Origin of the sequence: Psychrobacter sp. JCM 18901, from assembly GCF_000586435.1 — a bacterium.
Lineage (GTDB): Bacteria > Pseudomonadota > Gammaproteobacteria > Pseudomonadales > Moraxellaceae > Psychrobacter.
This window is the reverse complement of record NZ_BAWH01000001.1, coordinates 279,377-294,977: the sequence shown is the minus strand read 5'-3', so window position 1 is coordinate 294,977 and position 15,601 is coordinate 279,377. Positions and strand designations below refer to the sequence as shown.

The following is a 15,601-nucleotide window of genomic DNA, read 5'->3' as shown; positions in this document are numbered from 1 at the left end:
ACAATGGCGTAGATAACATAGTCCTCCTACAGCAGACCTACCAGACTTTGGTGAGCTGGTCGGTGAGCGTATTCCCGACTCTTATAACTTCAAGCGCTCAGGCTCTACGTCGGGTGCAGGTCTTGGTGTCGTTTGGCCTATTTATACTGCTGGGCGTACAGACGCATTGACTGGCGCCTCGGATGCACGTACACAAGAAGCGATGGCTGATAGCGTACTGGATAAAAATGAGCTTTATAATACGTTAATTGAGCGTTATTTTAAGGCACAGCTAGCGATTATCGCTGCTTACTTACGAGAAGACGCTTACGATACATTGCAACAGACCGACCATATGGCCGAGCGTCTGTTTGAAGAAGGTTTTATCTCACGTGTCGATAGACTAGAAGCACAGTCGGCGCTTGCGGATGCCAAGAGTGAATCCGTCAATGCGAATAATGACGCGCGCCTAGCTATGATTGCGCTACAGCGTCTACTACGTACCGACTATCGCATCAAGCCGACCACGCCTTTGTTTGTCTCTAGTCGCCCCCTACCAGATGTGAGCTACTTTCAGGACTTGGCACTAAATAACCATCCCGGACTACAAAAAGTTGCCGCCAAGCGAGCACAGGCTCAGCAGTTACATGCGCTATCAGATACAGGCTACAAGCTACGGTATTACTATACGGTTATGGTCAGGTAGAGAAAGATCCAAGCTGGGTCGCTGGTATATCTGCCAGTTGGAAGCTATGGGGCGGACTCGATAAAGCCGCATCATTAGCATCCAGTAATGCCAAAATTCGTCAGGCCGATCTCTCTGAGATTGAAGTCAGTGACAATTTATTGCTACTGGTAGAAAAAAAACTGGCACGATGTCAATAATGCTCAATCACGCTATCAGGCATTGCAAAGCAATGTTGATTTGGCAGCAGAAGTATTACGACTACGACGCTTAGGATTACAAGAAGGTGTAAATACTACCGTTGACGTGGTGCAGGCACAGACGCAATCACTTAAGGCACGTACCGAGCAAGCACAAGCTGCTAATGACTATGTACAGTCACTGGCTGCCCTTATGCAGAGCTGCGGTACGCCACTTGCTTTTAATGCTTATCTCAACGCCGCTGACATTCGGTTGCCTACTTTATATACTGAGCAATGATGTGATGTGATAAACCATAAGTCGTGCTGATAAATGCTTTGTATTACCATGAAGTCGACATCAAAAATACTATTACCAACCCTATTACGAACAGCTGCTTTTATGAAAGAATTGACCTCTAAATCGATAAAAAACTGGCTACAGACGTTACTAGAAACGTGGCGTATTGCCAATAATTCTAATGTTTGGGCGCATTGCGCAAGCGTAGGTTTCTTTGGATTCTTATCAATTTTTCCCGTGATGGCTGTGTTTGTCCTACTTTATGGTCTTGCGTTTTCTCCCGCCGAGATGCAAGAGCAAATCTCGCTTTTGAGTCAATTTATACCTGATACAGTATATGAAGTGCTCAACTCCCGTCTGAGCGAGTTGGTTTCTACAACTACGTCTGCCCTGACTTTCAGCCTGCTTATATCGTCCTTGCTCGCACTTTACGCTGGCTCTAAAGGTATCAAGTCTTTAATTATTCTTATTAACCTTGCGTTCCATATTACGCAAGAGCGTAGTTTTGTACAAAGCACGATTCGCGCAGTTGGTTTGACCTTTGCAGCAGTAGTCGTATTGATTATCGCGGTCTCCTCTATCGCGATTATTCCTTTGGGGGCGGCCTACTTCCCTTTCCCTCAGATAGCAAAGACAATTGCGCTTTGGAGCAGGTGGCCAATATTGACAGGTATCATATTCTTAAGCTTTTTGGGTCTTTATCGCCTAGCCCCAAATCGTGATGCCGTCGCTCTCAAAAAGTTGATGCCGGGCGCTGCGCTGGCAACGGTTTTATGGATTATATTGTCCATCTTATTTTCAATTTATGTGCAAAATTTTAATAACTATAGTGCTGAGTTTGGCGCGCTTTCAGCTGCTGTGGTCATTATGCTATGGCTCTATTATTCAGCATTTATCGTCGCTCTTGGTGCTATTTTTAATTCTGAAACCATAGACAACGCCAAACCTTATGCGTTTCGAGTGTACTAGTAATAAACCCTTTATTTTCAACTTTGTTGCTTTAGGAATCTCATTGTCATGACAGAATTACCACGTGAATCAGACGACTCAAATAAATCAACTGATGCAACCGAGTCAGTGACCTCTCAAGATACACAAAATTCAGTCGATCCTGTAGAAGACGTGTCTGATATTAAACCAGAGCAACCGACACCTACTTATAATCGTGACGCCTCTAAAACTGACAAATCTGCACGTATGAAAAAAAGGATTACTTGCACTATTCATACTGATTGTCCTTGGTACGATTGCGTACGGCTTATACAAAAGTAACGCGCATAGCGAGCCAGAAGTTATTACGCTGCAAGGACAAATGCAGATGCAGCAAACGTCTATCGCTGCAAAAGTACCAGGCGTATTGCCCAGATTATGGTAACAGAGGGTGATACGGTAACGGCAGGTCAGCAACTGGTTGAGATGGATTCGCCTGAGATTAATGCCAAGATTAATCAAGCACGTGCTGGTAAGCAAATCGCACAAAGTCAATTAGATAAAGCAGAAAATGGTGCGCGCCCGCAAGAAATCGCCCAAGCAAAAGCCGCTTGGCAAGCTAATAAAGCGGCGTCTGACTTAGCAGAAAACACCTATCAGCGTGTCAATCGCCTTTACGAAGAAGGTTTGATGGCGCGACAAAAGCGCGATGAAGCATATGCGCAATATCTTGCTACTCAAGACCAAACCGAAGCAGCCCGCTTGCAGTATGATTTGGCACTAGAAGGCGCACGTACTGAAGATAAGTCAGCGGCCACTGCACAAGTCGCACAGTCGATGCAAAACTCGATGAAGCGCTAGTAGCAAAAGAGGAAGCGAACCTAAGAAGTCCTATCGCTGGTATCGTCGATAATGTCATCGTGAGTGCTGGAGAAGTCATCGGTCAAGGGGTTCCGCTCCTGACGTTGGTAGATACCAATGACCAATGGGTGGTACTTAACGTCACTGAGTCTTATTTAAATCAATTTGCTATTGGTCAAACATTTACCGGTACTATTCCAGCGCTGTCATCAGCGGATAAACCTTATACAAAACAATTTACCGTCTATGCGACATCGACCTTATCAGACTTTGCCACTTGGCGTCCGACCAATAACGATGATGGTTTTGATGTGCGCACTTTTGAGGTAAAGGCACGGCCCTCTAAGCCCGATGCCCGTATCCGCTCAGGTATGAGTGTGGTTGTACGTATCAACCCTACTCCTGTCAATCAGAACCAAGAGTAAGCCATGCACTTGACTAAGTTAAGTGAGGCTTTTTTACGCAGTGCAGCCTACGAGCGCCGTTTTTTGGCAAAAAATCATTGGGACTTTAGCATGGTGGTATGGATACCACTGGCAACGGTGCTGCTAATATGGTGGATATTTTCACAGACTCAAATTACCGATTTGCCTATCGGAGTCATCGATCAAGACAATAGCGCTGTTGCCAATACTGCCGTCCGTTACCTAGAGGCCAGTCCTACTTTGACAGTCAGACAGCTGTATTACTCCCAAGCGGATGCAGAGGCTGCCATTTTACAGCGTGACATTTACGCTGTTGTCATTATTCCAGAAGACTTTTCTCGTAATATATTATCGAGCCAGCCTGCTCCGTTGACTCTGCAAGTTAATGCACAGTACGGTACGCACTCTGGTATTATTCAGGCAGGTGTCCAAGCGGTCGCTAGTACATTATCCGCAGGCGTAGAGATCAAACGATTGGTCAAACAAGGCGTAGCGCCATCACAAGCGACGACGGCTTATGCGCCTATCAGTGTGCAGCGTATTAGCTTATTCAATGCTGCGACCAATTATCAGCAGTTTTTGGCATCGACCGTCATACCTGCCTTATTACATATATTGGCAATGGTCATTGGCGCAACCACAATTGGCCGCGAGTTACGTGATAAAAATATCGGTCGCTGGTACCGTTTTATTGATACAGAAAAGCCTAATCTAACCTTATCTAAACCTTCAAAAACGACATCTTCGCTATCAACCAAACAAAATAGCAGCGATAACAAAGCATCATCGAATGCAAAAATGCCCAATTCGGTCAGCCTATCAGTTTTAGTATTTGGCTTATTAGGTAAATACTTTTGGCCAATACTGGCCTATAGCTTGTGGTCAGCGTTGATATTGTGGCTGGCAACGTCCAATCAGAATATCAACATCATGTCTCTCGTGGCAGTTTATGCTGGGTTTTTGTGCCTAATGATATTGTCGTTTTGGCTAGGTGCTATTTTTACTTTGAATTCTTTTTCATTACGTATGGGTCTATCGACCACCGGATTTATTTCAGCGCCTTCTTACGCCTTTGCTGGTGTTACTTTTCCTTATATTGCGATTAGTGACAGCGCACAATATTGGTCAAATGCCCTGCCGCTAACGCATTATTTAAAGCTCCATATTGCACAGTTACAAATGCAAGCGCCGATTGCCATATCTCTACCTATCGTCTATGGCCTCATGCTTGCGACCGTAATAGCGCTAGTACTTACAGCACTATTAACCAAACGCGCATTGGCGCATCCTGAACGTTGGGGAGCACGCTAATGTCTGCACAATCAAATAATACACACTCAAAAGCTACATCAACGATCACGCCAGCATCACAAAGTTTTTGGACTAGCTTTATTCAAACTTTCAAAGACGTCTTTGGCGATAAAGGCGTACTTTTGATGTTAATTATTGCCCCTATTATCTATGGGTTTTTCTATCCTTGGCCTTACTCATCTGAAGTAGTCAATCATGTGCCAGTAGGTATCATTGATCATGACAACAGCAACTTATCGCGTACTCTCGTTCGCTATGCGAGTGCTAGCCCATACCTAGATACTGAACGATTTATCAATGAGCAGGCTGCCAAAGAAGCCATATGGTCAGATCAAATTGCAGGCTATATGGTGATTCCAACTGGTCTTGAAGAACAAGTTAAGTCCGGAGAGCAAGCACACGTCAGTGTACTGGGTAATGGCGGTTATTTTATTTTAAATAAGAACGTCCAATTGGGATTCTCTCAAGCAGTAGGTACGGTATCGGCAGGCATTAAGGTAAAGAAAAGCATTGCGAAAGGCGCTTATGCATCTACCGCAGCGCAGAACACGCAAGCTGTACCGCTACGGATTATGCCACTATATAACCAAACCGAGGGCTATGGTGCTTATGTCGTACCTGCTGTCTCTGTTATTATTTTACAGCAGACACTTTTAATGGCGACTGCGATGCTGATTGGCACATGGTATGAGCAGCGCCGTCACAGTACCAGTATACGTGGCTGGCTAGGACGTATTGGGGCTTTGAGCTCACTTAGTTTTATCGTTGGCTGCTTTTATTATGGTTGGGCGTTTGAGCTACATCATTATCCACGTGGACAAAACATGCTTGGTACGCTGCTGTTTTTGGCACTATTTTGTCCGACAGTCGCAACGCTCGGCTGCGTGCTCGGATTATGGTTCCGGCAGCGTGAGCGCAGTATGCAGATCTTAATTTTTATCTCCTTACCGATATTTTTCTTAAGCGGCTACCCTTGGCCAGCTGACCAATTGCCTCAAGTATTACAAGCAATACGTTGCTGGTACCGACCACGCCTGCAATCAATACCTCTGTACAGCTTAATCAAATGGGTGCCAGTGTCTCTCAAGTCTCTATAGGATTTTATGCGTTGGCTGGCTTGTGGTTGCTCTATTTTGTTTTATTGCTATTCTTACGCAAGCGTATTCCGCAGCGAAAAGCCTACTTATAAATCTTCAAATTAATGAAATCTATGAGCATAAAAAAAAGCGCCTGCACTATTAATAATATAGTAGTAGGCGCTTTTTATTTATACGATATCAATAGACAATGGTTTAAAACACTCGGTTCAAACCATTCAATGCTGCCACACGATACGCTTCTGCCATCGTTGGATAGTTGAAAGTCGTATTTACAAAGTACTCAAGCGTATTGTTGCTCTTGCACTTCATCACTGCTTGACCGATATGAATAATTTCTGAAGCGTGGTTACCATAGCAATGGATACCTAGAATTTCTAACGTATCACGATGGAATAATATCTTTAATACGCCCGAACGTTCACCGATAATTTGGCACGTGCCAGATGTTTAAAGAACGCCTGACCCACTTCATACGGAACTTTTTCATCCGTGAGCTCTTGCTCTGTCTTACCGATACAAGAGATCTCAGGAATCGTATAAATACCCGTAGGCACACTAGATACTGGCTCAGCATCGCTATCACCGACCATAAAGGCAGCAGCACAGCGCCCTTGGTCGTAGGCGGCAGAAGCTAACGATGGCCAACCGATGACGTCACCAGCAGCATAGATATTGTCGACGTCCGTACAGTAAGTATCATCTACTTTTAGCTGACCACGGCCGTTTGCTTTTAGCCCAATGGCTTCTAAGTTCAAGCCTTCAGTATTACCTGAGCGACCATTTGACCAAAGAATGGCATCAGATTTGATGCGCTTGCCGCTCTTTAAGTGTAAAACCACATAATCATCATGAGTCTCAAGATGATCAATCTCTTCGTTACTACGGATAAGCACACCGAACTGTCTAAAGTCATGCGCGATGGCATCACTGATTTCGCTGTCTAAGTAGTTGAGCAACTGATCTTGGTTATTGATCAAATCAACTTTGTAGCCAAGACCAGTAAAGATAGACGCGTACTCACAACCAATCACCCCTGCACCATAAATGATGATTTTTTTAACCACATAATCCATTTGCAAGATTTTGTCAGAGTCAAAAACGCGTGGATGGTTAAAGTCTAAAATCTCAGGACGGTAGGGACGACTACCGACAGTAATGATGGCTTTATTAAAAGTGATGGTTTCATAAACATTTTCATCGACTTCAATACGTAGCGTATGAGCGTCAATGAAACTTGCCCAGCCTTGAATGACTTCGATACGGTTGCGCTCATAAAAACGTGTATGGGTACTAACTTGACGACGAATAACTTGACGCGCTTGGCCAGTACTTCATTTAGCGGTACTTGCTTATATTCCATCGCCTTGGTAAACATTGGATCACGGCGGAAGTTAATCAAGTTAAATACAGATTGGCGTAGTGCTTTACTTGGAATCGTACCGACGTGAGTAGAGTTACCCCCTACTTGATCACGTGGATCGACGACGACAACTTTTTTTACCAGACTTAGTCAGCTTCATAGCAGCGGCTTCACCAGCAGGCCCCGCCCCTAAAACAACGGCATCATACTCATACTCATGGTCGTCACTTTTTAGACGACGAGAGTCTTTGGTAAAGCCAGACTTAATATCGATTCGTGTGTCATCGAGCGGATTCACTAAGTCAGGATGATGCATGACATCATCAGTCACTTGCTCGTGAGTCTGCTCTATCTTTTCTTTTTTTGTTCTTACCTTCGGTATGTTCAGGGCTTGGCACGTGTCCGCTAGATTTATTTGATACTTCGGTATGAATATCTTTACCAGTATCATTGGTCTCGTCGCTTGCACTTTTACTTACCATGATGTCCTCTTTATATTTATTTATCGAGTAAATGTTTGAGATATAAATGAATCAATATGTAGATGAGTTAGTATCATGTAGATAAATGAATACCGCCCTACTAAGGCATGCCCACCATACGTTGTGACAGTATGTTTTGCAATGTCCAATGACCAGTGGCGCTCTTTTGCCCTTCATCAATCTGCGGGCGGGCGCTAATGATGTACTCTGTACCAAGGGCTGGTTTGAAATCGTCGATCCAGTCATAAGGAATCTGGAATACGCTACCGTCTTTAGACTTAGCAAGTAGGCACTGCATTGGCAGTTCTGAGGCACAGGCCACACGGTTTGGCATGACGGTCAGTGTCTGCGCTTCTCCCAATACGATACTTGGAATATAGCGCGGCTCAGGTACTGGATCCTTTGCAAATGGTGATGTTTGACAAGCACTCAGTAAGTCGCAGCACTGATTAAACCTGCCAGCAACAACGATGGCTTTATAGATTGATAGGCTGAAATCATAATATTCTCTATATGATAATTATCTAGGATGAAATGATGTATGTTTATTAGTGTTTTTTTGCGCATTTATTAAAGCTGCCTGAACACTTATTAATACCGATTGAACAGATACTGTTTAAGCTGACATTCACTACCCGATACGGCGTTTGAGACCTGTCATCTGCAAAATACGCGTGGCAATCTCTTCAACAGACATCTCTGATACATCTAAGCTCGGGATACCATGCGTGATATAGATACCCTGAATCGCGCGCTGCTCTTGCTGGCATTGCTGATAGCTAGAATAACGACTGCCTGCACGGCGCTCTTGACGGATTTTTACCAAGCGATCAGTATCAATAAGCAAACCAAATAGTTTGTCTTTGTGCTCACGTAATGCTTTCGGCAACTGATTGTCGTACAAATCATCTTCGGTCAAAGGATAGTTAGCCGCTCGAATACCGAATTGTAATGCTAAATATAAAGAAGTCGGCGTCTTACCAGAGCGCGACACACCCACCAAAATAATATCGGCTGCATTATAGTGACGAGTACGCGCTCCATCGTCATTATCTAAGGCAAAATGCACTGCATCGATACGCTCTTTATAGGTTTCAGAATCGACATCATCATGTGCATGCCTGAATGACCATCTGGCTCTACGCCAGTCTCTTCTGCAACACGGCCGATCAGACCTTCATACATATCTAAGTTACAGCTGTGTGCTGAGTTGATCTTTTCACGAATCTCAGGATTAACGATCGTATCGAAAACCAATGGCAACGATCCATCGCGCTGATAGGCCAGATTGATTTGTTCAACCGCATCTTCCGCACGCTCTAAGCTATCGACGTATGGCAATACTCTTGTCTCAAAGGGAACTGAGGCAAACTGACTCAAAATAGCGCGTCCAAGTGTCTCAGCCGTAATCGCTGTGCCATCTGAGATAAAAAAACGCCGTTCTAATGGCTTGTGAGCTGTCCAAGTTTAGCGCATGGCGATTTTGGATAGTGGACTTAACTTGTTCAGATGGATTGCTTGAGTACATATCGTTGACACCTCGGTTGAAAACTCAATAGTGACCTTCATTTAGTTTTTGGTATAGCTCTGGGTATTTGGTATAGATCTTAGTAATAATTCAGACTTGGTAAACGTTTAGCAGTTATTGACTATTAATGGCGTGAATTTTACTCGGCTTCTTATAGCTGCCTTTATAACTCGTATAACTAAGTTTTATAACTGCCTTCTTAAAACGAACCTTTTTCAGCACCTATACCGCACATTTAATATGCAATGCGCATCAACTATCTATGCGCTACATTATACGCATATTAGCCTCTTAATAGAAATCAATGTTACAGGCGTACACTTAGCACCAACATTGTTTTTAATCTTGTCACCATAGTTAATTCACCTTTCATTGAGGTATTTTTTTATGCTTCTTCTATTATGCTTTGTTTATACAGATACATAAGATTGAAACATAAATTGTAGAAATACTCTAAATGTGGCTTATTTGAATACATCTATTTTATGCAGTAATTGGCTTTTGAAAGTGCATAACATCGTCACTAGCAATGAGATTTTTTTATCTGAGTAAATACGAAACTTGATTAGACTGGCCCTAATTTATGTAGCAAACCCCACAATTTGTATATTTTTAACAAGTTTTTTTGGTGAAAACCCTCGAAATTGTCCTAATATGGCGGTATAATTCACCGTTATAATCTTTACTAAATAACCTTATTTTCTGGAGTTATCATGGCAGCGCAATCTACAGCACTTGTAATCAATCTTGATCAGCTAGGAAAAGACGACATCGAAATGGTTGGTGGTAAGAACGCTTCGCTTGGCGAAATGATCAGCCATCTTTCTGATTTAGGCGTTAGTGTTCCAGGCGGCTTTGCCACCACTTCAAATGCATTCAACCGATTTTTGACTGAAACCGGCTTGCTTGACAAAATCAACAATGAACTAAAAACATTAGATGTTGATGATGTAAAAAAACTTGCAGAAACTGGTAAAAAGATTCGTACTTGGATTATTGAGCAAGAACTGCCAAAAGATCTTGAGCAAGAAGTACGTCAATCATTTGAAACCATGAGTGGCGGCGAAGACATCGCTGTTGCTGTACGTTCTTCTGCTACTGCTGAAGATTTGCCAGATGCGTCATTTGCAGGTCAACAAGAAACCTTCTTGAACATTCGCGGTATTGATAACGTTCTAATTGCTATTAAAGAAGTATTTGCTTCTCTATATAACGACCGTGCAATCTCTTACCGTGTACACAAAGGTTTTGAGCACGAAGGCGTTGCACTATCTGCTGCTGTACAGCGTATGGTACGTTCAGAGACTGGTGCTGCTGGTGTTATGTTCACGCTAGATACCGAAAGTGGCTTTGATCAAGTGGTATTCATCACGTCAAGCTATGGCCTAGGTGAAATGGTTGTACAGGGTGCGGTTAACCCAGATGAGTTCTACATCTCTAAGAAATTGCTAGCCAATGGTAAGCCATCAGTTATCCGCCGCAACCTAGGTAGCAAACATAAGAAAATGGTTTATGGTGATGAAGGCAGCACTGCTAAATCAGTTAAAACCGTTGATGTTGAAAAACAAGATCGCATGCAGTTCTCTTTATCTACTGAAGAGCTAACCTCACTTGCCAAGCAAGCGGTAACGATTGAACAGCATTATGGCCAAGCGATGGATATCGAGTGGGCAAAAGATGGCGATACTAACGAAATCTTTATCGTTCAAGCACGTCCTGAGACTGTTAAGAGCCGTCAAGACAGCAACGTAATGGAACGTTATGTCATCGACACGACTGGCGCAAAAGTATTGTGTGAAGGTCGTTCAATCGGTCAGCGTATCGGTTCAGGTAAAGTGCGTATCGTTAGCAACCTAAACGAGATGGACAAAGTAGAAGAAGGCGACGTACTCGTATCAGACATGACTGATCCGGATTGGGAACCAGTTATGAAGCGCGCTTCTGCTATCATCACCAACCGTGGTGGTCGTACCTGTCACGCTGCTATTATCGCGCGTGAGCTAGGGGTGCCAGCTATCGTTGGTTGTGGTAACGCAACTGAGCTATTGGTTGATGGTCAAGACGTAACTGCTTCTTGTGCTGAAGGTGACACTGGTTTCATTTATGAAAGCCAGATTGATTTTGAAGTACAGACTAACTCTGTTGAATCTATGCCAGAGCTAGCATTCAAAGTGATGATGAACGTTGGTAACCCAGATCGCGCATTCTCATTTACCCAAATGCCAAACGAAGGTATCGGTCTTGCACGTCTAGAGTTCATCATCAACCGTATGATTGGTGTGCATCCAAAAGCCTTGCTAAACATGAACAGCTTGCCACGTGAAATTGCGCAAGCAATCCAAGAGCGCATCGCAGGCTATGCGTCACCTGTTGACTTCTATGTTGATAAATTGGTCGAAGGTATCTCAACGCTAGCTGTTGCCTTCATGGATCAGCCAGTGATCGTTCGTATGTCAGATTTCAAATCAAACGAATACGCTAACCTGCTTGGTGGTAAATTATACGAGCCATCAGAAGAGAACCCAATGCTTGGTTTCCGCGGTGCTAGCCGTTATGTGTCTGATAACTTCCGTGACTGTTTTGAGCTTGAGTGTAAAGCACTAAAACGTGTACGTGATGACATGGGCTTGACCAACGTTGAGATCATGATTCCATTCGTACGTACTGTTGGCGAAGCCAAAGAAGTCATCGAGTTACTTGAGAAAAATGGTCTAAAACGTGGCGAAAATGGTCTACGCGTCATCATGATGTGTGAGCTACCAACCAACGCCCTATTAGCAGAAGAATTCCTAGAGCATTTCGATGGTTTCTCAATCGGTTCTAACGATTTGACTCAGTTGACGCTTGGTCTTGACCGTGACTCAGGTATCGTCTCACATCTATTTGATGAGCGTGATCCTGCTGTTAAGAAACTATTATCTATGGCTATCGAAGCTTGCCGCAAAGCTGGTAAGTATGTCGGTATCTGTGGTCAAGGTCCATCAGACCATCCAGATCTAGCATTCTGGCTAATGGAGCAAGGTATCAGCTCAGTGTCATTAAACCCTGACTCAGTACTAGATACTTGGTTCTTCTTAGCTGGTGAAGAAGCGAAGTAAACCGCTACGTTTAGTCACAGCGGTCATTCACACAGTCATTAAAGATACCACTATTAGGTCTATTTGATTTTTTTCAAATAGACCCTAATATAATGTCCTAAGACATGACTAACTATGCAGGCAATTATGCAGATTTTCCTTGCTCGAAATAACGTACAAGCTGGCCCATATCAGTTGGAGCAGCTGAATATCATGCTGGCATCTGGTGAAGTATTGCTTGATGATCTGATGTGGCATGAAGGCTTAGCTCAGTGGCAGCGCGTAGGTGATCTTACCAATAACCAAACGGTTTATCGCCCGACCAGTGCTAACACGCCTGAAGTAAACGACTCTATCATCAATAACGTGACCGTCTTCCCTGAAGATACCAATAAAGCGAAAGATGATAAGTCAGTATCGTTAGATAGATTATATGGCAAGCCTGAACGTCCTAAAAACGTGAAAGCCGACATGACGACCAATCGTCATCAAACGCCGCACAACAATGTCTCATTAAACAAGTCTACTCTTAAAAAGGCTGTTGCAGACAATGACAAAGTCGTCGGCAACGTGGTACTTGCGCCAATTATGTCACGCGTATTGGCGACTGCATTAAATGGCCTACTTTATATATTGGCTATACTGCCGCTAGTAATGGCATTGACTAAGATGGATGTGGACTATACCAAGTTCCAAAACATTCAAGATATGGACGCCGCCTATCAATACTCAATGAGCCTGATGGAAAGTCTTCCTAGTAGCACATTGATGATGTCACAAGTGATGGTCTTTGGGCTATTTGCCTTACAATTGGTATTTATTACCATGCGTGGTCAATCGCTAGGCAAGCTGATCACTGGTATTCGTGTTGTGGACCAAACCACGCATCGCCTACCTTCATTTATTAAGCTTATCGGTACACGTACGTTATTGTTGTTTATTATCTATAACTTACTGTTTTCGTTTACCAGCTTTTTAGGCTTTGTGATTATTGCTATCCATTATTACATGGCATCTAAAAGCCCTGAAAACATTGGTTGGCATGACAAACTTGCCAAAACCTTAGTGGTTAAAGCAGACAGTAGCCAACTGGTAAAAAAAATCAAAATCTGAATAACAGTATTTTGGTTTGGTTATTGGTTTTATAGCTCGTTATAATTAAAAAAGCTGCGTACTATCGCGGCTTTTTTTATTTAGCAAAGCTTATTTAGCCTCTTTTTATATTTTATTGGCAGTAGCTTGATGATTAACCTTTGTGTTAGTTGCCGAGTACTGTTATAATACGGCGCTTTATAAACTAAGCTTATTCTTGATTGTTTTTTTATAAAATATGACTAGAATTGGGCTTACCTTATAAATCTCCTTGCTATTAACATAGGGTTAATAGCTACTAATCCGTAAGGAGTCATAATGCGACATTACGAACTGGTGTTACTTGTACACCCAGACCAAAGCGACCAAGTGGTCGGCATGGTTGAGCGCTACATCAAGTTAGTTCAAGACAACAACGGTGTTATCCATCGTCTAGAGGATTGGGGCCGTCGTCAACTGGCTTATCCAATCAACAAGATTCACAAAGCTCATTACGTTCTTTTCAACATTGAAACTGACGGTGAAACTTTAGCTGAACTTGAAGAATTATTCCGTTATAACGACGCGATCATTCGTAGTCTAGTTATGCGCCGTGACGAAGCTGTCACTGAAGAGTCGCAGTTAGCCAAGAATGCCGATGAAAAACGCGCACGCAAAGCAACTACTCGTCGTCCAGACAATCGTGAAAACGATAATGACGACAACGACAACAGTGAAGACTAATTAAAGGAGAATACTCATGGCACGTTTCTATCGCCGTCGCAAATTCTGCCGTTTCACTGCTGAAGGCATCACTCACATCGACTATAAAGATGTTGAATTGCTAAAACAGTACATTAGTGATAATGGTAAAATCGTACCAAGCCGTATTACTGGTACATCTACTAAATATCAGCGTCAATTAGCGACTGCTATCAAGCAAGCTCGTTACTTATCGCTACTTCCATACACTGATAACCATCAAGGTTAACCGCTAACTAGGAATGACTCATGCAAATTATTTTGTTACAGCGTATCGTCAACCTTGGTAAACTCGGTGAAACTGTCGATGTAAAACCAGGTTACGGACGTAACTTTCTTATCCCTCAGGGCAAAGCACTACCTGCTACTAAAGCTAACATTGAAAAGTTCGAAGCACGTCGTGCTGAACTTGAAGCTGAAGAAGCAAAAGAGATCGCTGTTGCTCAAGAGCGTGCTGATGCATTGACTGACGTTAATGTTATCATGCGTGCGAAATCTGGTGACGAAGGCAAGCTATTCGGCTCTATCGGTACTCGCGATATCGCTGAAGCATTGACTAACTCAGGTCTAGAAGTAGACCGTGCTGAAATCAAGCTACCTGAAGGCACTCTACGTCAAGTTGGCGAATACAATGTTGATATTCAGCTACATCATGACGTTACTGCTAGCATCTTAGTTACTATTCTTTCTGAAGATGGTAACAATGAAGATTCAGCTGACGAAGAAGCTGCTGAAGAAGACTATTCTGAAGAGTAATCTTCTATATAGTTAGACTCAGTCTGTAAAAAGCCAGCAACTTAGGTTGCTGGCTTTTTTTTACGTGCGTCATTTTTGACATTAGAGTTTATGTATTTAGATTATTTATATCACTAACTTGCACCCCTTTATCTCAATAAATGTGGATTTTATATATTCCTAAACAGCTTAGGGTTCTCAAAAAATCTATTGCTATGATAGCGGTGTTATCTATGCAATGTTGTAGTAACTAAATGCAACAACTACCTTAAAAACGCTATACCAAACAACAAGATACTGCCTATATAATCATCTTTATTACTATTAGCAGAATTGATAATCTACTGCTATCTAATGTACTAATAGGGCGCAAGAACATGAAAGAAAATAATAACATCCATACCAATGACAAGCTTATCTGTACTCAAGGTAATGCATACTACTCCGAAGGAGAGGTGTATACAGTTGGCAGAATAGTCAATGACAAATACTTTCAGCTACTAACCAGTGGTAACGACGATCATTGGTATGCTACGCTAGATGATCAGGCATTTACGTCAGCTTTGATACTGCAACTGCTACCAATAACAAAGCTTTTTTTGATAAGATTGCCTAACTATAAATAACGGTACTTCTTAGAATACCTATCCTAAAAATAATTATTACTCAGGTAGGTAAATATTGTTTAGACAAAAACTGGTCATTATAAATGGCCAGTTTTTTTGTTTGAAGTATTAGCAATTGCTAGTTATAAAAGTATTTCCACACACCTCTTCGACGTTTTATTACTAACTTCTCTCATTTCAAAATTAAGT

General features: G+C 42.6%; 16 protein-coding genes and 2 pseudogenes. 14 read left to right on the top strand and 4 right to left on the bottom strand.

All coding sequences use genetic code 11. From position 1 onward, the window contains the following. Positions 1-55: 55 nt before the first annotated feature. From TT11_RS01480 to TT11_RS01445, 8 genes are all read left to right on the top strand, one after another. The gene (locus TT11_RS01480; RefSeq protein WP_370587747.1) at positions 56-685 is read left to right on the top strand and encodes a TolC family protein; all 630 of its coding nucleotides are present in this window, start codon (positions 56-58) and stop codon (positions 683-685) included. Between the two features lie 201 nt (positions 686-886). Continuing rightward, positions 887-1,144 (top strand): TolC family protein, encoded by a 258-nt coding sequence (locus TT11_RS01475; protein ID WP_261868846.1) that lies wholly within the window; start codon positions 887-889, stop codon positions 1,142-1,144. A gap of 102 nt (positions 1,145-1,246) precedes the next feature. Next, entirely contained in the window at positions 1,247-2,113 is an 867-nt protein-coding gene (locus tag TT11_RS01470) for a YihY/virulence factor BrkB family protein (protein WP_180958108.1), read from the top strand. A gap of 48 nt (positions 2,114-2,161) precedes the next feature. Then, the gene (locus TT11_RS01465; RefSeq protein ID WP_261868845.1) at positions 2,162-2,416 is read left to right on the top strand and encodes a hypothetical protein; all 255 of its coding nucleotides are present in this window, start codon (positions 2,162-2,164) and stop codon (positions 2,414-2,416) included. Positions 2,417-2,512: 96 nt separating this feature from the next. Continuing rightward, positions 2,513-2,935, top strand: a complete 423-nt coding sequence (locus TT11_RS01460; RefSeq protein WP_261868844.1) for a biotin/lipoyl-binding protein — start codon at positions 2,513-2,515, stop codon at positions 2,933-2,935. A gap of 32 nt (positions 2,936-2,967) precedes the next feature. Next, a complete protein-coding gene (locus tag TT11_RS01455; protein ID WP_370587746.1) occupies positions 2,968-3,360 on the top strand; it encodes an HlyD family secretion protein in 393 nt (130 codons plus the stop codon). A 3-nt stretch (positions 3,361-3,363) separates the two neighbouring features. Continuing rightward, complete coding sequence (locus TT11_RS01450; protein ID WP_261868843.1) at positions 3,364-4,671, top strand: ABC transporter permease; 1,308 nt, start codon at positions 3,364-3,366, stop codon at positions 4,669-4,671. Beyond that, positions 4,671-5,768, top strand: a complete 1,098-nt coding sequence (locus tag TT11_RS01445; RefSeq protein ID WP_261868842.1) for an ABC transporter permease — start codon at positions 4,671-4,673, stop codon at positions 5,766-5,768. The genes TT11_RS01450 and TT11_RS01445 overlap by 1 nt, the downstream gene beginning before the upstream one ends. Positions 5,769-5,963: 195 nt before the next feature. On the opposite strand, the pseudogene sthA reads toward TT11_RS01445, so the two are convergent. From sthA to TT11_RS01425, 4 genes and pseudogenes are all read right to left on the bottom strand, one after another. Further along, positions 5,964-7,447 (bottom strand): annotated as a pseudogene (gene sthA / locus TT11_RS01440) (Si-specific NAD(P)(+) transhydrogenase). Between the two features lie 7 nt (positions 7,448-7,454). Next, on the bottom strand, positions 7,455-7,613 hold the full coding sequence (locus TT11_RS01435) for a hypothetical protein (protein WP_261868841.1): 159 nt from the start codon (positions 7,611-7,613) through the stop codon (positions 7,455-7,457). A 100-nt stretch (positions 7,614-7,713) separates the two neighbouring features. Continuing rightward, on the bottom strand, positions 7,714-7,974 hold the full coding sequence (locus TT11_RS01430; RefSeq protein ID WP_261868840.1) for a DUF4377 domain-containing protein: 261 nt from the start codon (positions 7,972-7,974) through the stop codon (positions 7,714-7,716). 270 nt (positions 7,975-8,244) lie between these two features. After that, positions 8,245-9,141: pseudogene (locus tag TT11_RS01425) on the bottom strand (pyruvate, water dikinase regulatory protein). Between the two features lie 713 nt (positions 9,142-9,854). Here TT11_RS01425 and ppsA point away from each other — a divergent pair. The 6 genes from ppsA (at position 9,855) to TT11_RS01395 (ending at position 15,412) form a co-directional block, all read left to right on the top strand. Then, positions 9,855-12,239 (top strand): phosphoenolpyruvate synthase, encoded by a 2,385-nt coding sequence (gene ppsA, locus TT11_RS01420; protein ID WP_261868839.1) that lies wholly within the window; start codon positions 9,855-9,857, stop codon positions 12,237-12,239. Between the two features lie 126 nt (positions 12,240-12,365). Then, on the top strand, positions 12,366-13,331 hold the full coding sequence (locus TT11_RS01415; protein ID WP_261868838.1) for an RDD family protein: 966 nt from the start codon (positions 12,366-12,368) through the stop codon (positions 13,329-13,331). A 297-nt stretch (positions 13,332-13,628) separates the two neighbouring features. Beyond that, the gene (gene rpsF, locus TT11_RS01410) at positions 13,629-14,033 is read left to right on the top strand and encodes a 30S ribosomal protein S6 (protein ID WP_101205443.1); all 405 of its coding nucleotides are present in this window, start codon (positions 13,629-13,631) and stop codon (positions 14,031-14,033) included. A gap of 16 nt (positions 14,034-14,049) precedes the next feature. Then, entirely contained in the window at positions 14,050-14,280 is a 231-nt protein-coding gene (gene rpsR / locus TT11_RS01405) for a 30S ribosomal protein S18 (protein ID WP_010198808.1), read from the top strand. 20 nt (positions 14,281-14,300) lie between these two features. Beyond that, a complete protein-coding gene (rplI, locus tag TT11_RS01400; protein ID WP_057759378.1) occupies positions 14,301-14,807 on the top strand; it encodes a 50S ribosomal protein L9 in 507 nt (168 codons plus the stop codon). 356 nt (positions 14,808-15,163) lie between these two features. Continuing rightward, positions 15,164-15,412, top strand: coding sequence for a hypothetical protein (locus TT11_RS01395; RefSeq protein ID WP_261868837.1), 249 nt, complete (start codon positions 15,164-15,166; stop codon positions 15,410-15,412). Positions 15,413-15,601 lie beyond the last annotated feature (189 nt).